23 protein-coding genes are annotated in these 21,431 nt (G+C 71.9%); 10 read left to right on the forward strand and 13 right to left on the reverse strand.

Features of this window, described 5'->3' with window-relative positions; all coding sequences use genetic code 11:
• Positions 1-307 precede the first annotated feature (307 nt).
• Complete coding sequence (locus OG710_RS29305) at positions 308-1,018, forward strand: DUF6215 domain-containing protein (protein ID WP_330242063.1); 711 nt, start codon at positions 308-310, stop codon at positions 1,016-1,018.
• A 19-nt stretch (positions 1,019-1,037) separates the two neighbouring features.
• Here OG710_RS29305 and OG710_RS29310 read toward each other — a convergent pair whose 3' ends face one another.
• The 4 genes from OG710_RS29310 to OG710_RS29325 all read right to left on the reverse strand — a co-directional run bounded on the left by OG710_RS29310 (position 1,038) and on the right by OG710_RS29325 (position 5,620).
• Complete coding sequence (locus OG710_RS29310) at positions 1,038-1,529, reverse strand: flavin reductase family protein (protein WP_330242064.1); 492 nt, start codon at positions 1,527-1,529, stop codon at positions 1,038-1,040.
• 110 nt (positions 1,530-1,639) lie between these two features.
• Positions 1,640-2,923: a DUF5933 domain-containing protein gene (locus OG710_RS29315; RefSeq protein WP_330242376.1), complete on the reverse strand. Its 1,284-nt coding sequence runs from the start codon at positions 2,921-2,923 to the stop codon at positions 1,640-1,642.
• 305 nt (positions 2,924-3,228) lie between these two features.
• Positions 3,229-5,031, reverse strand: a complete 1,803-nt coding sequence (locus tag OG710_RS29320; protein WP_330242065.1) for a cellulase family glycosylhydrolase — start codon at positions 5,029-5,031, stop codon at positions 3,229-3,231.
• A gap of 253 nt (positions 5,032-5,284) precedes the next feature.
• Positions 5,285-5,620 (reverse strand): hypothetical protein, encoded by a 336-nt coding sequence (locus OG710_RS29325; protein WP_330242066.1) that lies wholly within the window; start codon positions 5,618-5,620, stop codon positions 5,285-5,287.
• 121 nt (positions 5,621-5,741) lie between these two features.
• On the opposite strand from OG710_RS29325, the gene argJ reads away from it, so the two are divergent.
• Positions 5,742-6,938, forward strand: a complete 1,197-nt coding sequence (gene argJ, locus OG710_RS29330; RefSeq protein ID WP_330242067.1) for a bifunctional glutamate N-acetyltransferase/amino-acid acetyltransferase ArgJ — start codon at positions 5,742-5,744, stop codon at positions 6,936-6,938.
• A gap of 59 nt (positions 6,939-6,997) precedes the next feature.
• Here the strand turns inward: argJ and OG710_RS29335 are convergent, their stop codons facing one another.
• From OG710_RS29335 to OG710_RS29345, 3 genes are all read right to left on the reverse strand, one after another.
• Positions 6,998-7,366: a DoxX family protein gene (locus OG710_RS29335; RefSeq protein WP_330242068.1), complete on the reverse strand. Its 369-nt coding sequence runs from the start codon at positions 7,364-7,366 to the stop codon at positions 6,998-7,000.
• A gap of 3 nt (positions 7,367-7,369) precedes the next feature.
• A complete protein-coding gene (locus OG710_RS29340; protein ID WP_330242069.1) occupies positions 7,370-7,969 on the reverse strand; it encodes a TetR/AcrR family transcriptional regulator in 600 nt (199 codons plus the stop codon).
• A gap of 95 nt (positions 7,970-8,064) precedes the next feature.
• Positions 8,065-8,955 (reverse strand): TIGR03620 family F420-dependent LLM class oxidoreductase, encoded by an 891-nt coding sequence (locus tag OG710_RS29345; RefSeq protein WP_330242070.1) that lies wholly within the window; start codon positions 8,953-8,955, stop codon positions 8,065-8,067.
• A 204-nt stretch (positions 8,956-9,159) separates the two neighbouring features.
• On the opposite strand from OG710_RS29345, the gene OG710_RS29350 reads away from it, so the two are divergent.
• Both OG710_RS29350 and OG710_RS29355 read left to right on the forward strand, forming a co-directional pair.
• Positions 9,160-10,704: an MFS transporter gene (locus OG710_RS29350; protein ID WP_330242071.1), complete on the forward strand. Its 1,545-nt coding sequence runs from the start codon at positions 9,160-9,162 to the stop codon at positions 10,702-10,704.
• 167 nt (positions 10,705-10,871) lie between these two features.
• Entirely contained in the window at positions 10,872-11,624 is a 753-nt protein-coding gene (locus tag OG710_RS29355) for a restriction endonuclease (RefSeq protein WP_330242072.1), read from the forward strand.
• 88 nt (positions 11,625-11,712) lie between these two features.
• Here the strand turns inward: OG710_RS29355 and OG710_RS29360 are convergent, their stop codons facing one another.
• Positions 11,713-11,961: a DUF5133 domain-containing protein gene (locus OG710_RS29360; protein ID WP_330242073.1), complete on the reverse strand. Its 249-nt coding sequence runs from the start codon at positions 11,959-11,961 to the stop codon at positions 11,713-11,715.
• 284 nt (positions 11,962-12,245) lie between these two features.
• On the opposite strand from OG710_RS29360, the gene OG710_RS29365 reads away from it, so the two are divergent.
• The 3 genes from OG710_RS29365 to OG710_RS29375 are packed head-to-tail and all read left to right on the forward strand — an operon-like array spanning position 12,246 to position 13,653.
• Positions 12,246-12,803, forward strand: coding sequence for a hypothetical protein (locus OG710_RS29365; RefSeq protein WP_330242074.1), 558 nt, complete (start codon positions 12,246-12,248; stop codon positions 12,801-12,803).
• A gap of 47 nt (positions 12,804-12,850) precedes the next feature.
• Positions 12,851-13,198: a hypothetical protein gene (locus tag OG710_RS29370; protein ID WP_330242075.1), complete on the forward strand. Its 348-nt coding sequence runs from the start codon at positions 12,851-12,853 to the stop codon at positions 13,196-13,198.
• A gap of 11 nt (positions 13,199-13,209) precedes the next feature.
• Positions 13,210-13,653: a glutaredoxin domain-containing protein gene (locus OG710_RS29375; protein WP_330242076.1), complete on the forward strand. Its 444-nt coding sequence runs from the start codon at positions 13,210-13,212 to the stop codon at positions 13,651-13,653.
• Between the two features lie 21 nt (positions 13,654-13,674).
• On the opposite strand, the gene OG710_RS29380 is transcribed toward OG710_RS29375, so the two are convergent.
• The 4 genes from OG710_RS29380 to OG710_RS29395 all read right to left on the reverse strand — a co-directional run bounded on the left by OG710_RS29380 (position 13,675) and on the right by OG710_RS29395 (position 18,886).
• A complete protein-coding gene (locus OG710_RS29380) occupies positions 13,675-14,556 on the reverse strand; it encodes an NAD-dependent protein deacetylase (RefSeq protein WP_330242077.1) in 882 nt (293 codons plus the stop codon).
• A 39-nt stretch (positions 14,557-14,595) separates the two neighbouring features.
• Positions 14,596-17,202 (reverse strand): rifamycin-inactivating phosphotransferase, encoded by a 2,607-nt coding sequence (rph, locus tag OG710_RS29385; RefSeq protein ID WP_330242078.1) that lies wholly within the window; start codon positions 17,200-17,202, stop codon positions 14,596-14,598.
• A 203-nt stretch (positions 17,203-17,405) separates the two neighbouring features.
• Positions 17,406-18,440, reverse strand: coding sequence for an adenylate/guanylate cyclase domain-containing protein (locus tag OG710_RS29390; protein WP_330242079.1), 1,035 nt, complete (start codon positions 18,438-18,440; stop codon positions 17,406-17,408).
• Positions 18,437-18,886: a universal stress protein gene (locus OG710_RS29395; RefSeq protein WP_330242080.1), complete on the reverse strand. Its 450-nt coding sequence runs from the start codon at positions 18,884-18,886 to the stop codon at positions 18,437-18,439. The genes OG710_RS29390 and OG710_RS29395 overlap by 4 nt, the downstream gene beginning before the upstream one ends.
• 146 nt (positions 18,887-19,032) lie before the next feature.
• On the opposite strand from OG710_RS29395, the gene OG710_RS29400 reads away from it, so the two are divergent.
• Positions 19,033-19,626 carry a GNAT family N-acetyltransferase gene (locus OG710_RS29400; RefSeq protein WP_330242081.1) on the forward strand — a complete coding sequence of 198 codons (594 nt, stop codon included), beginning with the start codon at positions 19,033-19,035 and terminating at the stop codon, positions 19,624-19,626.
• A 56-nt stretch (positions 19,627-19,682) separates the two neighbouring features.
• Positions 19,683-19,907: a hypothetical protein gene (locus OG710_RS29405; protein WP_330242082.1), complete on the forward strand. Its 225-nt coding sequence runs from the start codon at positions 19,683-19,685 to the stop codon at positions 19,905-19,907.
• A gap of 24 nt (positions 19,908-19,931) precedes the next feature.
• On the opposite strand, the gene OG710_RS29410 is transcribed toward OG710_RS29405, so the two are convergent.
• Positions 19,932-20,516, reverse strand: a complete 585-nt coding sequence (locus OG710_RS29410) for a TetR/AcrR family transcriptional regulator (protein ID WP_330242083.1) — start codon at positions 20,514-20,516, stop codon at positions 19,932-19,934.
• A 62-nt stretch (positions 20,517-20,578) separates the two neighbouring features.
• Here OG710_RS29410 and OG710_RS29415 point away from each other — a divergent pair, with 62 nt between their 5' ends.
• A complete protein-coding gene (locus tag OG710_RS29415; protein ID WP_330242084.1) occupies positions 20,579-21,430 on the forward strand; it encodes an alpha/beta fold hydrolase in 852 nt (283 codons plus the stop codon).
• Position 21,431 lies beyond the last annotated feature (1 nt).

Raw genomic sequence — 21,431 nt, forward strand, 5'->3', positions numbered from 1 at the left:
GGAGCCACCGACTTGACGGGTTCACGTCACGAGTGACGCATGAACACCACTGTGCCGTAAAGGGCTCCGGGCCGGTCCCTGTGGTCCAGTCCAGTGAAGAATCCGCCGAGCTGCGGTGATTGCGCCGCGCGGGTGAGAACTTTCAGCTCCCTGAAACCCGCGCCCCCTCCGGCCGGCCCGAGAGACGCGGGCGGTGACCCACCGGGCACACGCCCACGCCCACGCGACCGAATGCGGGTTGTCACCAAGATCGCCAGGCGGATAGGGTCCCCGAGCACATGCGGGGAGACCAACGCGGGTGGGGGACATGGCCGCAGCTGACAGCGCGTCCGAGAAGGCGCCGGGCACATGGACCCAGGTGAGCGCCGCACTGGTGCTCGTCGGCATGCTCGCAGGCGGCTTCTGGCTGCTGGTGAAGACCTCCGCCGCCGAGAGCACGGCAGCCCGCGTACCCGCCACCTGCTCCACCGAAGCACCCTCGAAAGCGCCGCCGAAGTCGGACAAGGGCGCTGCGCACGCCTCCGGCGCACGGCTGTGCGAGGCCCTGAACCGGACCGACCTCGCCGCGCTCCTCGGCACCCCGGACGAGATCCCGAAGAGCGCGAACGGCAGCGACGGCTCCTTCGGCCTCCCCGGCGCAAAGTTCGCCCGCCCCTCGGCGGAGGTCGAGTTCGATACGTACACCGTGAGCGTGGCGGCCACCTACGACGGAACGCCGGTGGGCGGGTCCGGCACCTATCTGCCCAGCGCGCTGGAGCAGAAGTTCCTCGGCCGGCCCGCCTACCTCTACTCGGACCGAACGATCAGCATCGCGCTCCGCCTCGACGGCAGGGACGCCGGCACGGGGCCGGGCGTGCCGGTGCGCGCCCTCACCGTCGCCGCGGACACCGAGGACAGCGGCGGCTCATTCGACGTGGCCCTGTGGCGCGCGGACGGCCGTATGCCCGACGACGCGGTTCTGCTGCGCGTCGCGGAGAAGGTGCTGCCGACGCTGAAGGCGTGGGGCGCCGGAACCTGACCCCGGCGCCCGGCAGCCGTCAGTCCACCGGGTGGCCGGGCGGAATGCCGATCGCCTCGCGGAGGGCGAGGACCGGGAAACCCCCGTCCGCCGGGTGGCGCACCTCCTCGGGGGCGAGCAGGAACCCCACGTGGTCCCCGTGCCCGGCGACCCGTTCCGCGACGCGGCCGACGAACCAGGCGGGCGCCTCGTCCAGCACCGGCACCCCACCCGGACCGGCATGCCAGGCGACCCGCGTGAACTTGTCCGCACGATCGCCCGTCTCGCCGCCGAAGACCCGCGCCAGCTCCTCCTGGTCGCGGCGCAGGAGGTGGACGGCGAGCCGCTCGGCCCGCGAGGCGACCCGGCAGGTCCGGTTCAGCTCCGAGAGCCACACCATGAACCGGACCGGCCGCATCGAGCACTGCGAGCCGAAACCGACCAGGCAACCGGCCCGCTCCCCCTCAGCCTGGGCGGTCACGACGTACATGGGGTAGTCCAGCGCGTCGGTGAACCGGTCGAATGCGATCACGGCGTACGGCTCCTGTCCGGGGCTCGGCTGCGGCTCTGACGACACCACCCCGCCGGCCAACGAACCGGCGGGGTGGTACGGGTCAACGTTATCCGGGGACGAGCCGGGACTCAGGCCATCTCGGGCTGCGGCTCCAGCTTGGCGACCGGCGCCGCCTTCGGCTCCCAGCGCCGCACGATCCGTACGTAGCCGTAGATCACCGAACCCATGGCCAGGATGAACAGCGGACCGAACAGCCACGGGTAGTGGGCCATCTCCAGCGACAGGTAGCGGTACGCCACCAGCAGCACGGAGAAGACCAACGTGCCGTGGACGACCAGCAGGGCGGCCGAGCGGTCCCAGCCGCGGTCGAAGGCGCGCACCCCGACTTCGAGGGTCAGCGTGAAGACCACACCGGCGACGAGGTCCGCGCCGTAGTGGTAGCCGAAGCCCAGGGTCGCGGCGAGCGTGGCGACCAGCCAGAAGGTGCCCGCGTACCGGAGGAACTTCGGGCCCCGGCGGGAGTGGATGTAGATCGCGGTGGCCCAGGCGGTGTGCAGACTCGGCATGCAGTTGCGCGGGGTGATCTCGTCGAACGGCATGTGATGCGGGGTGCCGACCGGCACGGCGGCGTCGGGCCAGAGATCGGCCATCGCCCAGTGCCCGCCGTCCGACCCGAACGCGAAGATGGGGCCGACCACCGGGAAGATCATGTAGATGGCGGGGCCGACCAGGCCGATCACCAGGAAGGTGCGCACCAGGTGGTGGCCGGGGAAGACGCGGTCGCGGGCCACGTGGCGCAGCTGGTACACCGCGACGCAGACGGCGGCGACGGGCAGCTGCGTATAGATGGAGTCGAGGAAGAAGTCGCCGGCCGGCCCGGTCGCCTCGACGAGGCGGCCCACCGCCCAGGACGGGTTGCCGAACGCCCGGTCGGCGTTGGCCAGGTACTGGTCGAGCACCAGCGGGCGGGTCTTCGAGGTGATGAGCAGCCAGGTGTCCCCGGTCTTGCGGCCCGCCACCAGCAGCAGTCCCAGACCGACACCCTTGAGCAGCAGCATCCGCTCCGGGCCCGTGCGGCGCGTGAGCGCGATGACCGTGACACCCACGATCACCCACAGCGCGCCGTTGCCGAAGGGGTGGCCGTCGGTGATCGGGGCATCGGCCACCAGCCGGATCAGTGCGACGACGGCGTCGATGCCGACCGCGACACCGAGCGCGATCAACCGCTGCCGCCAGGTGAGGACCACCATCATCAGCCCCATGCTGGCGTACAGCAGGAAGCCCGACTGAGGGGCGACGACCAGCTCCTGGACCTGCGTGGTGACCGGCCCCGGCAGGCCGTAGTGGCGGGCGGCGATCTCCAGTGCGACGAGGAAGGCGAGGGTTACCGCCGCGGCCGCCGTCCACAGGATCACTCGCGGTCGGCGCCACGCGGCGAAGGGTATTCGGCGGTCTGTCCGCGAATCCCGCGATGCTTTTGATATCAATTCTCTGGCCGATGTCCTGGTTTTGGGCAAATGGTCACTTTTCATGCCGTACGGCACGGTGTGCGGGGCGATGAGGGCCGTCGCCGGGGTGGGATCATGCTAGCCGAGGGGTTTCGGAGGGTATCCGCTGGTCGGGAGTGCGTCGGGAGGGGTGTCCCGAATGAGGTGCAGCCCGCCACGGGGGCGGGCTGCGGTGCTCCTGCCGCGGAGCGGATCGTGCGCGGGGCCGGTCAGGAGAGGGTGCAGCTGACGGTCGGTACGGCGCCGGCCGCCGGTGTCCCCTGGAAGCCGAAGCTGGTGTGCGCACCGGCCGCGAGGCTCCCGTTGTAGTCGGTGTTGGTGACGGTCACCGCCGCGCCGGTCTGGGTGTAGGCGGCGTTCCACATGTTTGTGATCTTCTGGTCGCCGCCGTAGGTCCAGGTCAGCTTCCACGAAGTGGCGGCCGAGGTGCCCGTATTGGTCACGGTGACGTCCACCCCGAAACCGCTGCCCCAGTCGCCGTTCACGGTGTATGCGGCCGTGCAGCCGGTGTTCCCGCCGGTCCCGGTGGTGGTGGCGGTGACGGACGCGGAGGGCGTGGAGGTGTGACCGGCGGCGTCGCGGGCCCGGACGGTGTACGTGTACGAGGTGCCGGCCGTCACACCGGTGTCCGTGTACGTGGTGCCGGTGGTGGTGCCGGCCTTGGTGGCTCCCCGGTACACGTCGTAGCCGGTGACCCCGGTGTCGTCCGAGGCGGCCTGCCAGGACAGGGAGACGGAGGACGCGGTGGTCCCGGTGACGGTGAGGCCGGTCGGGGCCGTGGGCGCCTCGGTGTCGTCACCGCCGCCGTCGCTTCCGCCGTCGCCGAAGCCGGGCGCCTTGATGCTCGCCAGGTAGCCGTCCTTCACGGTGTCGACCGAGGTCCAGTCGTCCTTGAGGATGCCCCCGGTGTCACCGGAGTTCGGGTTCCAGGACCAGAAGGTCCACGAGAAGCTGTCGCCCCCGTACTGATCGGTCGGCCGCAGGTAGTCGGCCAGGGCCTTGAGCCACTTCTGGTCGGTGGCGGACTGGAGCGTGGTGCCGAACTCGCCGACCCACACCGGGGCGATGTTCTGCTTGAAGATGTAGCCCCAGTACTTGTCCCAGACGCCCGGCATGTTGGCGGGGAACGAGGCGTCGGAGAACCACGGCTGCTGGGCGACGCTCGTCGCGTAGTCGTGCGCCGAGTACACCACCCGGTTCGGCACGCTCAGCTCGACCGGGTACTGGGCGACTCCCATCAGGTTGCCGCCCCACCAGCCGGACACCCCGTCGTACGTCTGGACGCCCTCGACGAAGATCAGCAGATCCGGGTTGGCCGACAGCACCGCCTCGCCGCCGCGCTGCGCCGCGAGCCGCCAGTCCTTCGTGGTGTCGCCGCAGCCCCAGCACGCGGGGTCGTGGGGTTCGTTGTGCAGGTCGATGCCGACCACCGCGTCATTGCCCGCGTACCGGGCGGCGAGCGATTTCAGGTTGGCCAGCCAGGTGGACTCGGGCACGGCCGCCGTGTACCAGAGCGCCGACTGGCCCGCCGAGTCCGGGCGGTGCCGGTCCAGGATGACCTTCATGCCGACGCTGCCCGCGTGGTCCACGATCCGGTCCATGACCTGGAGCGAGTCGAGACCCTGGAGGTCGCCGTTCATGCCCCCGGAGAAGTTGATGCTCGCGGGGTCGGTGCCGGCGAAGATGTCGTCGCTGTACGGCAGCCTGATCGTGTTGTAGCCGAGCGACCGCATCTGGTCGATCATGCTCTTGTAGTCGCGGGACCACAGTCCGTGGGCCACGTAGTTGGCGGTCTCGAAGCCGAACCAGTTGATACCGGCGATCCGGACCGGCTGGTTGCCGGAGTCCAGGATCTGTCGCCCGCTGGTGTGCCAGTAGCCGGCCCCGGCGGTGGCCCCGGCGGCCTGGTCGGCGGAGGCCGTCGCGGCACCGGCGAGGGGCAGCAGCAGGGCGACCGCGCCGGCGGCGACGGTCCTCGCGGCTCTTCGAAGAGTGCGGAGAGGGTGAAGCACGGTGCTGGTTCCTCTCTCGGAGACACGGGCCGGCGCGAGAACCGATATGGGAGCGCTCCCACCCCGCGCCGCGCGCCGCGTCTCCATTGACATGGGGGACGGGGGTGCGGAGGCCGCCGACCCCACTCGCCCGCCCGAAGCCGGACGGGGCCGCGACCCGGCGCCATAAAAGCGATAGAGCAATGGGCATGTCAATGCCACGCGCGACGTTCATGTGTTGAACGCGGGCGGGAGAGGTGTCCTCGATCGGGTGCTAGCAGTCGCATCCCGTCGCGTAGAGGGCGAGGTAGAGGGCCACTCCGGAGGAGAGTGCGAAGAAGGCCGTCGTGGCGGCGGCGACACCTCGGCGCGGGCCGCCCTTCGTGGGGGTGCGGAGGGTGGTCCAGGCTCCGTGGGTGAACGCGACGCCGGCGAGCGCGGTGCCCGCGACGGTGAGGCGGGGATTGATCTGCCAGCTCCGATGGGCCACCCAGAGCAGGCTGCCGAGCAGTATGCACGCGAGCACGGTGAGCGCCGCCTCGCCGACGAACTCCGTGATCAGCTCCCGCAGGGGCTTGCCCCAGTTCACCATGATCCTCCGTTCGCTCATTTCGCTTTGCTCGTCGGCCTGTTGGCTGATCCATGGAGGAGGACCTTCTTGGGGGTGTGTGGGTTGCCCGCTCATGACATCGGGTGGACGGCCGGACATTGAGGCTGTAAGTATATGTTGCATGACGCATGATTATGCAGCTACTGAGGCGGGCGAGACCCTGGTCTGGCCCGGCGGTTTCTTCGGGTATACCGGGCATGGCGGGTTGCGTGAGAGTGGGGACGATATTTCGATCGTCGCCTCGGACCGGCCGGCGGTCAGTGCCGCCGTGTTCACGCGAAGCCTCTTCGCCGGCCCCGCCGTGGTGCTCAGCCGTCGCAACGCCGCCGGGCGGCAGCTGCGCGCCGTGACCACCCTGGCGCAGAACGCCAACGTCGCCACCGGGCGCGAGGGGGAGCGGAACGCCGCCGAGGTCGTCCGCCGGGTCGCCGGGATTCTCGGCGTCCCCGAGGGCGATGTGCTCATCGGTTCCACCGGGGTCATCGGCCGCCCCCTGCCGATGACCACCATCCTCCCGCACTTCGACCGGACCGCCGAGCGGGGCGTCGAGGCGTTCACCGCCGGACCGCTGGACGTGGCCCGCGCGATGATGACCACCGACACCCGCCCCAAGACCGCCGCCCGCACCGTGGGGGAGGCCCGCATCGTGGGTGTCGCCAAGGGCGTCGGCATGCTGGAGCCCGACATGGCCACGATGCTGGCCTATGTGTTCACCGACGCCGAACTCTCACCGGAGGACCTGGACGCCGCGCTGCGCGGGGCGGTGAACCGTACGTTCAACTGTCTGAGCATCGACACCGACACCTCCACCTCCGACACCGTGGCCGTCCTCGCCAACGGCGCCGCCGGACCGGTCGACCCGGCGCTGTTCGCCGAGGCGCTGGCCGACCTGTGCCTGGACCTCACCCTGCAGATGGCGCGCGACGGCGAGGGCGCCACCAAGCTCCTGCGGGTCACCGTGGGCGGCGCCCGCGACCACGCCCAGGCCAAGCGGGTGGCCAAGAGCGTGGTCAACTCGCCGCTGGTCAAGACCGCCGTGCACGGCGCGGACCCCAACTGGGGTCGCGTCCTCATGGCCATCGGCAAGAACTCCGACGAGATCGACATCGTGCCCGGCGACGTCACCGTCAGGTTCGGCGACATCGCGGTGTATCCCGACGAGCCCGAGGCCGACACCCTCGACGCCCTGGTGGAACTCATGCGCCGGGACGAGGTGGACATCGTCATCACGCTCGGGCTCGGCACGGCCGAGGCGACCGTGTACGGCTGCGACCTGTCCGCCGGGTACATCCGCGTCAACGCCGACTACACGACCTGACCACCGGACCGCTGCCACCGGGCCGCCGCCTCCCCGTTGCGGGGTGGCGGCGGCCCGCCTCACACCCGTACGAAACTGACCACCAGCACGGCCAGCGACAGCGTCAGCAGGCCGAGGCAGTTCACCCAGAACGTCCGGCCCAGCGCGCGGGCGCGGATGTGCGCGGCGGCGGCCGCGAGGAAGTACACCACGATGGCCGCGGTCGTCGTCATGGCGACACCGGGCACCCAGAAGCCCACCACGAGGCCCGCCACCGACGCCGTCTTGGCGGTGGTCAGCAGCCACCACCAGTCGCGCGGCAGCCGGACGCCGTCCAGGCAGTCGGCGATGAACCGCGGCGGCCGCAGCATCATCGCCGCGTCACCGGCCTGGATGACCAGCAGGATCACCACCGGCCATATGGGGGAGGGGAGTTCGGAGAGAGTCATCGGTCAGTTCCCTTCCTGGGCGGTGATGAAGCGGGCGGTGGCTTCGAGCCGCGCCGCCGTCTGTTCGGGGTCGGTCGTCCGGGTGGCGAGGAGCATCAACTCGCCCAGGTAGCCCGCGAACATCACCTGCGCGCCGAGCCGGGCGCGCGCCTCGGGCATCCCCGCGTGCACCAGAGCGGCCATCAGGTTCTCCTCGGTGAGCGTGCGCAGCGCGCCCAGGGCGGCGTTCTCCGGCCGGCCGCGGGCCAAGGTCCGGAAGTACGCGCGGGCGAGGTCGTCGTTCTCCGCGAACAGCGCCAGGAACGGGTCGAAGTAGTGGCCCAGATACTCGGCGGCGTCCGGCGCCTCCGCTCCCGCCACCGCCACCGGCGGAGCCGGAATGCGGTCCGCGATGGCCTGGTCGTACACCAGGCCCAGCAGCGACTCCTTGTCCCCGACCGCCATCACCGCACCCACCGACACCCCCGCCTCCGCCGCGATCCGGCGCACCGTCGTGCGCTGGAAGCCGAGCTCCGTGAAGAGCTGGGCGGCGGCCTCCACGATGCGTGCGGCGGTCTGCCGCTTCTGCACCGCACGCGTTGACTGAACCTGTTCACCGAACATGTTCATAATGTACGAGCGGGGCGCTGCCCACGCAAGAGCCCCGGTCCGCACAGGGGACGGACCGGGGCTCGGCTGCGCGGCGCGGACGGCCGCGGTTACAACTCGTCGGCGAACGCGTCGGCGAGCGCGCGGTACTCGGCCAGCGGCAGGGTCATCGCGCTCCGCTCCGCCGTGACCACCTGGAGCGCGACGTGGTCGGCGCCCGCCGCGAAGTACTCGGCCGCCCGCGCCTTCACGCGCCCGGCGTCACCGAGCGCGAAGAGGGCGTCCAGCAGGCGCTCGCTGCCGCCGCCCGCGAAGTCGCCCTCGGTGAACCCGAGGCGCAGCAGGTTGCCGGTGTAGTTGGGCAGTTGGAGGTACATCGCCAGCATGGCGCGCGCCGTGGCGCGGGCCCGGTCGAGGTCCGTGTCGAGCACGACGGTCAACTCGGGGGCGAGCAGGGCGTCCGGCCCCAGCGCCTCGCGTGCCTCGGCCGTGTGGGCAGCGGTGACGAGGTAGGGGTGGGCGCCCAGCGCCCGGTCCGAGGCGAGCCGCAGCATCTTGGGGCCGAGCGCCGCCAGCACCCGGCGGCCGGGCCCCACGGACGGGTCGGCGGCGTCCAGCGCGTCGAGGTACTCCACCATCGCGCTGTACGGCTTCGCGTACTGCGGGGCGAGGGCGCCGTGGCTGACGCCCAGGCCGAGCACGAAGCGGTCCCGGGCCGCCGGGTCGAGCGACGCGATCCGGGCCGCCACCTCCTCGGCGGTGTGGTTCCAGATGCTCAGGATGCCGGTCGCGACGGTGAGGGTGCGGGTCGCCTCCAGGACCGTGGCGGCATCGTCGGGGGAGGGGCTGGCGCCGATCCACAGCGTTCCGAAGCCCAGTGCCTCGATCTCCGCTGCCGCCGCCGCGATCGCCTTCTTCCCGTCGTCATCGGCCTGCGACGCGTTCAGCGCGCCGTTCCAGATGCCGACCCGGCCGAACTTCTCACGTGTGTGCGCAGTCATGCCGGAGACAACAGCCCCCGGCCCCCGCTATTCCCGAAGGCGGCCGAACGGGTGGCGCGGGCCGACACACCGTCACCCGCCCGGCTGCGCAACCCGTGTGGACCAGTCACCGCGTGTGCGGCGGTGGTGGCGGGGGCAACCGGCGGATATTGAATGCTCTGCGGCCCCGCAGGGACGCACCCGCCCCGACGAGGAGGAGCTGCCTTGACGACCCCCGCCGCATCGGAGGGCCCCGGCGACCGGGAACGGCGCCCGCGCGGAAGAGATGACCGGGAGCGCGAGCGGCGCGAGGAGGCGGCGGCGCCGGGCGACTCCGGACTCGGCACCATCACCACCGCCGTCCCGGCCAGGCTGGACCGGCTGCCGTGGTCCCGCTGGCACTGGATGATCGTCATCGGCCTCGGCACCGTGTGGATTCTCGACGGCCTCGAAGTCACCACGGTCGGCAACATCGCCAGCCGGCTCTCGGAGGACGGCTCCGGCCTGGACATCACCTCCGCCCAGGTCACCGGGCTCGCCGCCGCCCTCTACGTGGCGGGCGCCTGTACCGGCGCGCTGTTCTTCGGCTGGCTCACCGACCGCTACGGCCGCAAGAAGCTGTTCATGGTGACGCTGGCCGTCTACCTGGGCGCGACCGCCATGACCGGTCTCTCGTTCAGCGCCTGGTGGTTCTTCCTCTTCCGTTTCCTCACCGGCTTCGGCATCGGCGGCGAGTACGCGGCGATCAACTCGGCCATCGACGAACTCATCCCGTCGAAGTACCGGGGCCGGGTGGACCTCATCATCAACGGCAGCTACTGGCTGGGCGCGGTCGGCGGCGCCCTGCTGTCGATCGTCATGCTGAACACCGACTACTTCCCCAAGGACCTCGGCTGGCGGCTCACCTTCGCCCTCGGCGTCGTCCTGGGCCTGGTGATCCTGCTCGTACGCCGGCATGTGCCGGAGAGCCCGCGCTGGCAGTTCATCCACGGCCACGGCGAGCAGGCCGACGAACTGGTCGACTCCGTCGAGCGGGAGATCGAGGAGGAGAAGGGCGAGAAGCTGCCGCCCCCGGCCGGCGAGATCACCATCCACGAACGCAAGAGCATCGGTTTCGGGCTCATCGCCAAGACCGTCTTCCACAGCTACCCCAAGCGCGCGGTGCTCGGCCTCTCCCTCTTCATCGGGCAGGCGTTCCTCTACAACGCGATCACCTTCGGCTTCGGCGCGATCCTCACCACCTTCTACGACGTCGAGAGCGGCCACACCGGCTACTACTTCGCGGTGATCGCGGCGGGCAACTTCATCGGCCCGCTGGTGCTGGGCAAACTGTTCGACACCATCGGACGGCGCGTCATGATCGCCACCACGTACATCCTGCCGGGCATCCTGCTGTTCATCACGGCCTGGCTGTTCGATCGGGGCTCGCTGACCGCCAACACCCTGACCGCCTGCTGGTGCGTGGTCCTGTTCTTCGCCTCGGCCGGCGCCAGCAGCGCCTACCTCACGGTCTCCGAGGTGTTCCCGATGGAGACCAGGGCCATGGCCATCGCCTTCTTCTACGCGATCGGCACGGCGGCCGGCGGGATCAGCGGCCCCCTGATCTTCGCCGACCTCACCGAGTCGGGCGTTCCCGGCGACACCGCCCTCGCCTTCTCCATCGGTGCCGGGCTGATGTGCGCGGCCGGACTCGTCGCGGCCTTCCTCGCGGTGGACGCCGAACAGCGCTCCCTGGAGGACATCGCCAAGCCGCTCTCCCAGACCACGTAGAGGAGCACCCGCACACGACCTCGGGCCGGACCCGCGCGCACGGCAGCGGGTCCGGCCCCTCCGTGCCGCGGCGACAGGACCACCGCCCGGCACCCCGGCCGATCATGGACGGCCCCGTTCGGGGCACACGACGGGCGACGACGTCCGCGACCCGCCGAGGAGACACCGTGCCGATACGCAGACCGGGAAGCACCGCACCCGACCCCGTCGCCCGGGGGCCGCTGCTCACCCTCGCCCTGGCCGGTGCCCTGATCGGCGGGGCGGCCCTGCTCTTCGTCCGGTTCGCGCACTGGGCGGGCGCCCACCCCGTCCTCGCCGTCCTGCTGGCGCTCCTCGCCCTCCCCGTGCTCTACATCCTCTTCCGCGCCATGCCGCGCGCCCGCGAACTGCGCCGGGCCGCCTGCGCGGGCATGGCCCCGCCCCCGGCGGAGGAGAGCGTGCCCGCCCCCGCACCCGTGACCCTGCCGTCGCCCGCCGGTGCGCGGGACGGGCTCACCGAAGTGCTGCCGCCGCCGGTCCCCGACTTCGCCGCCCTCGACCCCGACGGCTTCGAGGCCGCCGTGGCCGCCCTGTGCGAGCGGGACGGCTGCCGGGACGTCGAGGTGGTCGGCGGGTCCGGCGACCTCGGCGCCGACGTCCTCGCGACCGCGCCCGACGGGCGGCGCGTCGTCCTCCAGTGCAAGCAGTACGGCCCCGAGCACAAGGTGGGCTCCCAGGACCTCCAGCGCTTCGGCGGCACCTGCTGGACCGTGCACGGCGCCCAGCTGGCCGCCGTCGTGACCACAAGCGAATTCACCGCACCGGCCCTCGAATACGCGCAGACGTGCGGCATCCAGTGCGTCGACGGCACAACGCTCACCGCCTGGGCCGACGGCACCGGCCCGGCCCCCTGGGGCCCCGCCATGGTGGACACCGTCTGAGCACCCCACACCACCGGGCCGCCCCGGACACGCGCGGGGGCGCGGACCCCGTACGGGAATCCGCGCCCCTGCCCGGAACGGTGGGACCTCACACCGGGACGGCCCCCGAGTGATCGGCGCGCCCCGGCTCCTCGGCGGGGAACTCGCGGTCGAGCAGGGCATCCGCCCTGCTCAGGGCCTCACGTACCTCACTGACACCCGTCATCACACACAGCGTGTACGCCGTGTCCTCGCGCCGCCGTACGGACTCCGGGGTGGAACGGCGCTCGTCCTCGATCACGGCATCGGCGTAACGGGACAGCGCGGCGCGCAGGTCTGCGGGCGTGGGAAGCAGCACAGCCAACTCCTCCTCAACTGAACTGACCCTCCCGAGCCGGATCGACGGCCGGGGCAGGGGTCGTCGCTCACGACGATCTTCGATCATCGGATTCCCCGTATCGCGCAGACCAATCCCACCATTTTCGGCCGAACCGGAAACCCGTTCCCCGCCAGGCGCGGCCGAAACGCGCCGGACGCTCGGACAGCACAGAACCGGCGCACCGGGACCGGGGCCGTGTTGCGCCGGACGGCACGGTGGAACGTAAGGTCTCCTCGCCGAGCTACTTGGACCGGGGGGTCTTCGTGAGTCTGACCAGCCAGATACTGCCGCTCGCCGGCGTCGTCCTGGGGGCCGTCACCTCCTTCGTGGTGACCAGCACCAACGAGCGCACGAGATGGCGCCGGCAGCAGGCCGCCCGGTGGGACGACCGCCGCCTGACCGCGTACGCCGACTACGCCCACGTCGTCAAGGAACTGGCGGCCCACTACCAGAGGCTCGCCGCGGGCCGGGGCCTCACGACCGGACCCATCCCGGCGGAGGCGACCCCCGAAGTGCTCGCCGAGGTCGCCCAGCTGGAATCCCGCCGCTCCGCTCTGTCCGAAAGCCTCGGCCTGCTCGGCGACACCGACGCGAACACCGCGTCCAAGTCCGTCGACCGGAGCCTGTGGCGGCTGGAGGCGCTGGCCAGGGGCGTCGACACCTCGGACGACCAGGACTGGGGCCGGGCCTATCTCCAGTTCCGGCAGGCGCGGGACCACTACGTCGAGCGGGCTCGCGCCAGCCTCGGCGTACCGGGATCGGCCGGCCGCCCCGTGCCGCTGCGAGCGGACCGGCGCCCCGCCCAGCCGCCCGGGTCCTGACCTTCCCGCCGCGTCCCCGGCGCCCCGTGCGCTACCGTCCTGGGGACATGGACGACGCGGCCGAGGCACCCTTCATCGACCCGGAGTCGGACTACCCGTGCTGCTGGTTCTGCCCGGCGCTGCGGCTTCCGCGCACCGGGTTCCTCGTCGCGGACCGGCCCAGCCGGGACTGGCCGTTCGACGCGGCGGACGGCTTCCGGTACACCACCGACACCAGGACACCGGTCTGCGTCCACCCCGGCCGCGTCGGCCTCGCGGCGCAACGCACCGCCCGGACGTACCCGGAACCGCCGCTGCCCGCCCTCGACACGGGCGAGCCGGGCGGGCCGGGCCGTCCGCGGAGGTGGTGGCGGTTCGGGCGTCCCGGTCCGCGGGCCGGGGCGGCGCCTCGGTAGCCTGGGGCGTCATGATGCGTGTCTGGCTGGCGCCGATCCTGTTGCTCGTCTCCGGCGGGGCCGTCGCCGCCAAGCTGATCGCCGATGGCAGCACCCTGGGAGGGCCCCTTTTCCTGCTCGCCTTCGTGCTGCTCGCGGTCCTCAACTCGCCCCTGGTGTTCCCGAGGTCGATCACCGCGGCGGAGGCCCACCGCCGCAGCGCGGCCGACGGCCGCCCGATCGTGTTCTGGCGGCCGGGCTGCGTGTACTGCCTGCGGCTGCGGTACGCGATGCGCCACCGCGCCCGCCGCCTGCACTGGGTCGACATCTGGCGCGACCCGGAGGCGGCGGCGGAGGTACGGGCGGCCAACGACGGCGACGAGACCGTCCCCACGGTCGTCGTGGCCGGCACACCCCACACGAACCCGCCCCCGAGCTGGCTGGCGGCCCAGCTGACACGGTCCTCGCCGAACTGACCCCGCACCCGCGAGCAGGCCCTAGACCCCCACCCCCAACCGCTCCGCCACCGCCCCCAGCGCCGGGCCGAGCGGCAGCGCGATCCGGGTCACCGCCTCCGCGTCGCCCCGTGTCGCATCGCGGTTGATGATGAGCACCGGCTTCCCCGACCGGGCCGCCTGCCGGACGAACCGGAGGCCCGACATCACCGTCAGCGACGACCCCAGGACGAGGAGCGAGGTCGCCTCGTCCACCAGCGCGCGGCAGTGCGCGACCCGCGCCGGCGGCACCGACTCGCCGAAGAACACCACGTCCGGCTTCAGGATGCCGCCGCAGACCGCGCACGGCACCACCCGGAAGTCCCCGACCTGCTCGTCCGTGAGGTCCGCGTCGCCGTCCGGGTTGATCCCCGCCGCCACCGGCCGGAACCCCGGATTGGCCTCCTCCAGCCGCCGGGCCAGCTCGCGCCGCGCGACGAACGTGCCGCACGTCAGACAGACCACCCGGTCCAGGCCCCCGTGCAGCTCCACCACGTCCTCGCTGCCCGCGGCCTGGTGCAGCCCGTCCACGTTCTGGGTGATCACCCCGCCGAGCGCCCCACCGCGCCCGAACGCGGCCACCGCCCGGTGGCCCGCGTTCGGCCTGGCACGCCGGAAGGTCTTCCAGCCGAGATGGCTGCGCGCCCAGTACCGGCGCCGGGCATCGGGGCCGGCGACGAAGTCCTGGTACGTCATCGGCGTGTGCCGGCTGAGGCTGCCGCCCTCACCCCGGTAGTCGGGTATGCCGGATTCCGTGGAGATACCGGCCCCGCTGAGCACCAGCACACCGCCGGCGCCGAGCGCGTCGACGACGGGCTCCAGATCAGTGGTGGCGGGCGGCAGCCCTTCGGCGGGAGTCCAGCTCAGAGTGGGGCGCATGCGCATGCGTCCAGGGTACGGAACCGGCCTCCCACCGCCTCGTCGTCACGACAGCAGCTCCACGTACCCGTCGGTGCCGTGCACACGGATGCGCTGCCCGTCCCGGATCAGCCGGGTGGCCCGGTCCACCCCCACGACAGCCGGCAGACCGTACTCGCGGGCGATCACCGCGCCGTGGGTCATCAGACCACCCACCTCCGTCACCAGACCCGCGATGCCGACGAACAGCGGCGACCAGCTGGGGTCCGTGAACGTGGTGACGAGGATGTCCCCGGCCTCCAGATCGGCCCCGGACACATCGAGGATCACCCGCGCCCGCCCCTCCACGGTGCCCGCCGACACCGGCAGACCGTTCAGCGCGCCCTCCGGCGCGTCGTCCCGCCGGTACGCCCCGTTCACCGCCTCGCCGTCCGAGGTGAGCACCCGGGGCGGAGTGAGGGCGCCGAACACCCGGAACTCCTCCTCGCGCCGCCGGATCAGCGCCCGGTCCACCTCGTGCGTGCGTACGGCGTCCCGGAACTCCTCGAAGGTGAGGAAGAAGGCGTCGTCCCGCCCGCCGAGCACCCCGGCGTCCACCAGGCGCTCCGCCTCCCGCAGCAGCGCCCGCTTGTAGACGAAGTAGCGGCAGACGATCCCGTACTTCGGGTATTCCCGGTATCCGATGAAGGTCCGGACCCGGTCGATCATCCGCTTGGTCTCGTCGGCCTTCCGGTCGCCGTCCGGCAGGGCCCGCAGCCGCGCCAGCACCTCCCGCTCCTTCGCGAGGGCCTTGTGCCGCCCTTCCTCGAAGCGCCGGGCTGCGGCACCCGGCCCGAACAGCCGCACGTTGTCGAGGAGGACGGGCACCAGCGCGGTGGGCCGCTCGCCCCAGCGCGGGCGGGTGATGTCGATCTCGCCGACACACCGCATGCCGTACCGGTCGAGATACTCCTCGATCGCGGCGCGCGCCCGCCGGCCGCCGTCCACCTTCGCCAGGCCGTCCAGGAACCCGTCGTCGTCCCCGGCACCGCGCAGATACGCCACCACCTCCGGATACGGACGGATCGCGTCGGCCACATCGAGGAGGGCGAGGCCCATCTCGGACGTCACGTTGCCGGGCGCGGACAGCGTCAGGGTGTCGGCCGCGTTCTTCTCGCCCAGCCACTCCCACAGCTTGTCGTTGAGCCACCACGTGGACTCCATCCCGGCCATGATCGCCTGCATCGAGACCGGATCGCCGAGGACCCGCTTGTGCTCCTCGAAGGCGGCCGTCAGGAAGTCGAACAGGGCCGGCCCCGAGTGCGTACGGATCTCGCGCTCCAGATCGGCGACGGACTCCTCGCTACGGGCGACCAGCTCCCGCACCACGACCGGATCGGTCTCGATCGGGGCGAGGCCACCCGAGGCGGGCAGCGGGGCGGGCACCGGCTCCGGATCGGGGCGCGAGGGTACGAAACCGGGGCGGTCGAGCACGGTCTCCAGCGCGTCCCGGACCAGCGGGTCGCCTCTGCCCATGAGGTCCAGGAGACCGGGGCGCACGGCGGGCGAGGCGAGCCGCGGGGTGACGTCCACGAACAGCCGGCCGCCGGCCTCCAACATCGGCGCCATGGCCGTCAGCCGCCACATCGACAGCCCCAGCGGCCTCATCGCGTCGGTCATCATCTGCTGATGCCCCACGGACACGTAGACGTGGTTCTCCCCGTCGTCCACCTCCGGGACCGGGAACAGCGTCGTGATCGGCCGGCTCTGCACGATGCGGAAGCCGTCGTCGGCCAGACACCACTCGATGTCCTGCGGGCTGCCGAAGTGCGCCTCGACGCGCCGTCCGAGCCGTACGAGCGCCAGCACCTGTTCGTCCGTCAGGGCGGGCTCCTCCCGCCGTCCCGCGCCGACCGGCACCTGCCGCGTACCGCCGCCCGCCACGGGCTCGACGGCACACTCCTTGGCCGCGATCGACCGGTGGACGACCTCGTCGTCGCGCACCCTGAAGACGTCGGGGTTCACCAGACCGGACACCAGGGCCTCACCGAGCCCGAAACCGGCGTCCACGGTGGCGTCCCTACGGTTCCCGGTCACCGGATCGGCCGTGAAGAGGATGCCCGACGCCTGCGGGAACACCATCCGCTGCACGACCACGGCCATCCGGACCGCGCGGTCGTCGATGCCCTGACGCCTGCGGTACGTCACGGCCCGCTCGGTGAACAACGAGGCCCAGCACCGGCCGATGTGCCGGAGAACCGCCTCCGTACCCACCACGTTCAGATACGAGTCCTGCTGCCCGGCGAAGGAGGCCGCCGGCAGATCCTCCGCCGTCGCGCTGGAGCGTACGGCGTACGCGGCGTCCCCACCGTGCCGCGCCAGCGCCCCGGCGACCTCCGCCACCAGCCCCTCCGGCAGCGCGAGCCCCGCCACGGCCCGGCGCAACTCCGCGCTCAGCACGCGGATCGCCTCCCGGTCGCCCTCCTCCACGCGCCCCAGCCGGCCGCACAGCTCGCCGACCTCCGGCGCCCCGGCCACGGCCTGCCGGAAGGCATCCGTCGTGACACAGAAACCGCCGGGCACCCGCACGCCCCCGATCCGCGACAGCGCGCCCAGCCGCGCACCCTTGCCACCGACGAGCGCGATCGGCGCACCCTCGGCCTCGTCCAGCTCCCACACGTACCGCTCACGCACGCAGCGTCCTCATTTCCGCAGGTCGGGGTGGTCAGGCCGACGATTGTGCGACACCCCCCGACCCTTGCGGCAAGCCCCCCGGTGCGCTATACGTTGAGCACGGCAGGGAGAAGGACCTCCCTGCCTTCGCCTTTGTCCCCGGCCTTTGTACGCGGATGAGGCGGGCCCGCGCGGGCGGCACGCACGACGGGCACCCCGCCGGGCTACGAGGCGCCCTTGGCCCTCCGCAGCAGCACCGGCCGCAACCGGCTGTATCCCCGCACCGACACCGGCCGCAACGGCCGCAGCGCGTACGCCGCCATCCCCGCCAGCTCACCGGCGAGCGTTGTGTTCACGAGCACGGAAGCGGGGCGGGCCACGGCCGTGAGCCGCGCCGCGATGTTGACCGCCGCGCCGTACACGTCACCGAACCGGCCGATGACGGGGCCGTGGGCCAGCCCGGTGCGCACCTGCGGCAGCTCCGGGTCCGCCAGGGCACGGGCCGTCAGCTCCAGCCCGATGTCGGCGGCGCCGGCCGCCGACTCGCACACGAACAGCACCTCGTCCCCGATGGTCTTCACCACCTCGCCCCGGCCCTCGGCCACCACATCGCCGGTCATCGTCTCGAACCGGTCCAGCACCCGCACCAGTTCGGCCCCGTCCAGGCCCCGGCTCATCCGGGTGTAGCCGACCATGTCGGTGAACCCCACGGCCCGCTCCCGGACATGCGCCCCGTCCCCGGCCGGCCCCGCCACCGCGCCCTCCGGTCGGCCCTCGGCGAAGGCGTGCCCGGCGTACGCCACCAGATGCCGGTGCCAGACGTACCGCTGGAGGTGTTCGATCTCCGGCAGCAGCGCCGCCATCCGGTCCAACAGGGCCCGGCCGCCGGGGGAGTGGTCCCCGTCGCGGGCCATCCAGTCCCGCAGCGTGTCCACCTGCCAGTCGGCGAGCCGGGAGAGGTGGTGGCCCAGGGCGCGGGCCATCAGCGTCTCGCCGTGCTCGGTGATGAGCCCGGCCGCGATGAGTCGTTCACCGGCGAGCAGGGCTTCGACATCGGCGTCGGTGAACACCCTGGCGCCGTCGTCGACCGCCGGGAACCCGAGCGCGCGCCACACCCGTACGGCCCGCTCGAACTCCACCCCGGCCCGCGCGGCCACCTCCCGGCGCGTCCAGACCCGGCCCCCGCCGAGCAGCACCTCCTCCACGGACTCCGGAAGCCGCGCCCCGTCCCCCGGCTCCGCGGCATGCGCGGCGCTCATGTGGTGTGCACGATCAGCACGTCCAGGCCCGCCTTCCTGGCGACGTCCGCCGGCACGGAGCCGAGGATGCGCCCCGCCAGCGAGCGCAGCCCGCGGTTGCCGACGACGAGGAGATCGGCGGAGCACTTTCGCGCGGTCCGCACCAGCGCCGGAACCGGCTCGCCCTCGACGGCGACCGTACGCACCTCGACCGCACCCTGCAGCCGGGCCCGGTCCCTGGCGGTCAGTAACGTGTCCTCGGCGGGCGCCGAACCCACCACCTGATACGCCTCCGCCCCCAACTGGTCCTGGGCGGCAGCCAGTTCCTCCCCGCGCATGGGCGCGTACGCGCAGGTGATCACAAGCTCGGCGCCGCAGACGGCGGCGAGCCGCGCGGCGGCCTCGACCGCCGCGAACGACGATTCCGATCCATCCGTGCCGACGAGCAGAGTCCGGTAGGCGGTCAACGCAAACTCCTTACTCCGAAGTAAACTTACTTGAAAGTAAGGTAAGGGCTGCGCACGAAACCGGGCAAGAGTGGAACGGGTGGGCTCGCTCACCCCCCCCGAAAGCCCGCAGGGCGCGGCGACCCGGTGGGATAAGGTGCCCGTCCATGGCCGAACCGACCACCCGCGACCAGGACTTCACCCCCTGGCCGCCCGCGCCGATCAACACCGCGCGCCTGGTGCTGCGCGAGTCCGAGCCCCGCGACCGCGCGGCCTTCGTGGAACTGCTCTCCTCCCCGGAGGTCCACACCTACCTCGGCGGCCCACGACCACGCGAAGCCTGCGAGCAGTCCCTGCCGGAAGCACCGGGCCGCCGCCCCGGCTGCTTCGTGATCGACCTCGACGGCGAGATGATCGGCCTCATCGAACTCAAGCACCGCGACCTCACCACCCCGGACGCCGTCCGCCCGGACCTGGGCAGAACCGAACTCGGCTACCTGCTCCTACCGAAGGCCTGGGGCAACGGCTACGCCACCGAAGCATGCGAGGCGGCCCTGTCCTATCTGCCCCCGACCACCCCGGTCGTACTCATCACCCAAACCGCCAACACCCCTTCCATGCGCCTGGCAACCAAACTCGGCTTCACCGAAGCCCACCGCTTCGAAGCCTGGAACGCACAACAATGGCTGGGCGTACGCAAGGCGGCCCGCGAGGTGCCCGTATGCCCCGAAGGGGATGCCGCTCCCGTTCGTACCGGTTGAGCAACCGTTCTCGGTGCTCCGCGCACCCCCGTTGGCGGGCTCCCTAGACTCGCCGCATGAACAACCTCACCTGTACCCACTGCGGCACCGTCGGCCTCGATGACGGGTTCATCGAGGACGCCGGCGACCACTCGCGCGGGTACGCGCGCTGGATCGAGGGCGCGTTGGAGCGGGGCATCTTCGGTGGGGCCAAGCGCATGGGGCGGCCGCGCCGTCAGATCGAGGCGTTCCGCTGCCCCAAGTGCGGCCACCTCGAACTGTTCGCGACTCACCAGGCGTAGCGAAGGCCGCCGGCGGGAAGTTCCTCAGCCGCCCTCGGGCCCGGCCGCACGGAACAACGCCGCCATCGACCGGCCCGCCACCCGCAGCGGTTGTGGATCGCGCGCGGCGCGGCTGAGCATGAAGGCGCCCTCCAGCATCATGACCATCGAGTACGCGAGAGACCGCGCCGCCTCCGGTTCGGGCACCCAGCGGCCGAACCATCCCGCCGCCGCGCCCACCCACTCCTCGAAGACGTCCGCCGTCGCGACCCGTAGCGCCTCGTCGCTGCTCGCGACCTCCAGGGCCACCGTCCCGATGGGGCACGCGTCGGCATAGTCGGCCGCCGCGAGGTCGTCCGCCGCCGCGTCGAAGGCGTGCACCAGCGATTCGGCGGGGTCCGCCACACTGTCGAGGAGCGCCAGCACCATACGGCCGTACGCGGTCCCGGACGTCCGGATCATGTCCTCGGCCAGTTGCCGCTTGCCGCCGGGGAAGAAGTGGTAGATCGAGCCGAACGGCGCCTCCGCCTCGACCGCGATCCGCTTCAGGCCCGTGGCCGCGTACCCGTGCCGGCGGAACAGCGTCGCGGCGGCGCCCCGGATTCTGGTTCGCGTGTCCGACCGTCCCATTGGCCTTCCTTCCCTCGCTCCCTGAGATTACAGTAGAACGATCTATCAAGTGAGGGGTAGAGATGCCGAGTATCGAGTTGTCGTCCGGCCCGATCGACTACCAGGACACCGGCGGCGAAGGCCCCGTGCTGGTGTTCGGCCACGGGCTGCCCATGAACGAGACCCAGTGGCGCAAGGTGGTCCCACTGCTGACCGGCTACCGCTGCGTGCTGCCCACGCTGCCCCTGGGCGGCCACCGCCGGCCGATGCACCCGGACGCCGACCTGTCCCAGCGCGGAGTCGCCCTGCTCCTGGGCGAGTTCATCGACAAGCTCGGCCTGGACGAGGTGACCCTCGTACTCAACGACTGGGGCGGCGGGCAGTTCCTGGTCTCGGAGGGGCGAGACCAGCGCCTCGCCCGGCTCGTCCTGGTGGCCTGCGAGGCGTTCGACAACTTCCCGCCGGGACCGGCGAAGGCCATGTCGTACGTGTGCCGGATTCCCGGCGGCGTGTGGCTGCTGACAAGGCTCATGCGCGTCCCCGCCTTCCGCCACCACCGGGGCGGCTACGGCGGGATGAGCCTGCGCGGCATTCCCGACGAGATCGTGGACGACTGGTTCGCCCCCGCCACCCGCAGCAAGGAAATCCGCCGGGACTTCGCCAAATTCGCCACCGGGGCACCGGGACGCGAGACCCTGCTCGCCTGGAGCGAGCGGCTGCGGACATTCGACCGCCCGGTCCTGGTCGTCTGGGCCACCGAGGACCGGCTGATGCCGCGCGAGCACGGCCCCCGGCTGGCCGACCTGTACCCCAGGGGCCACCTGGTCGAGATCACCGACTCCTCCACCCTCGTCCCCGAGGACCAGCCCGAACGGCTCGCCCACGTACTCACGGAGTTCCTGACCCGGACCGGAGCGCAGCCGGTCGCGCCCTGAA

Origin of the sequence: Streptomyces sp. NBC_00525 (assembly GCF_036346595.1) — a bacterium.
Classification (GTDB): Bacteria; Actinomycetota; Actinomycetes; order Streptomycetales; family Streptomycetaceae; genus Streptomyces.

What these genes read in the sequence shown, in the direction of transcription:
- OG710_RS29390 (WP_330242079.1), bottom strand. Translation starts at nt 18,440, where the DNA reads ATGAGCGCCGCGCATGCCGCGGAGCCGGGGGACGGGGCGCGGCTTCCG.
- OG710_RS29400 (WP_330242081.1), top strand. Translation starts at nt 19,033, where the DNA reads ATGGCCGAACCGACCACCCGCGACCAGGACTTCACCCCCTGGCCGCCC.
- OG710_RS29305 (WP_330242063.1), top strand. Translation starts at nt 308, where the DNA reads ATGGCCGCAGCTGACAGCGCGTCCGAGAAGGCGCCGGGCACATGGACC.
- OG710_RS29340 (WP_330242069.1), bottom strand. Translation starts at nt 7,969, where the DNA reads ATGTTCGGTGAACAGGTTCAGTCAACGCGTGCGGTGCAGAAGCGGCAG.
- OG710_RS29345 (WP_330242070.1), bottom strand. Translation starts at nt 8,955, where the DNA reads ATGACTGCGCACACACGTGAGAAGTTCGGCCGGGTCGGCATCTGGAAC.
- OG710_RS29410 (WP_330242083.1), bottom strand. Translation starts at nt 20,516, where the DNA reads ATGGGACGGTCGGACACGCGAACCAGAATCCGGGGCGCCGCCGCGACG.
- argJ (WP_330242067.1), top strand. Translation starts at nt 5,742, where the DNA reads ATGACGCATGATTATGCAGCTACTGAGGCGGGCGAGACCCTGGTCTGG.
- OG710_RS29370 (WP_330242075.1), top strand. Translation starts at nt 12,851, where the DNA reads ATGGACGACGCGGCCGAGGCACCCTTCATCGACCCGGAGTCGGACTAC.
- OG710_RS29325 (WP_330242066.1), bottom strand. Translation starts at nt 5,620, where the DNA reads ATGAGCGAACGGAGGATCATGGTGAACTGGGGCAAGCCCCTGCGGGAG.
- OG710_RS29375 (WP_330242076.1), top strand. Translation starts at nt 13,210, where the DNA reads ATGATGCGTGTCTGGCTGGCGCCGATCCTGTTGCTCGTCTCCGGCGGG.
- OG710_RS29415 (WP_330242084.1), top strand. Translation starts at nt 20,579, where the DNA reads ATGCCGAGTATCGAGTTGTCGTCCGGCCCGATCGACTACCAGGACACC.
- OG710_RS29335 (WP_330242068.1), bottom strand. Translation starts at nt 7,366, where the DNA reads ATGACTCTCTCCGAACTCCCCTCCCCCATATGGCCGGTGGTGATCCTG.
- OG710_RS29405 (WP_330242082.1), top strand. Translation starts at nt 19,683, where the DNA reads ATGAACAACCTCACCTGTACCCACTGCGGCACCGTCGGCCTCGATGAC.
- OG710_RS29380 (WP_330242077.1), bottom strand. Translation starts at nt 14,556, where the DNA reads ATGCGCATGCGCCCCACTCTGAGCTGGACTCCCGCCGAAGGGCTGCCG.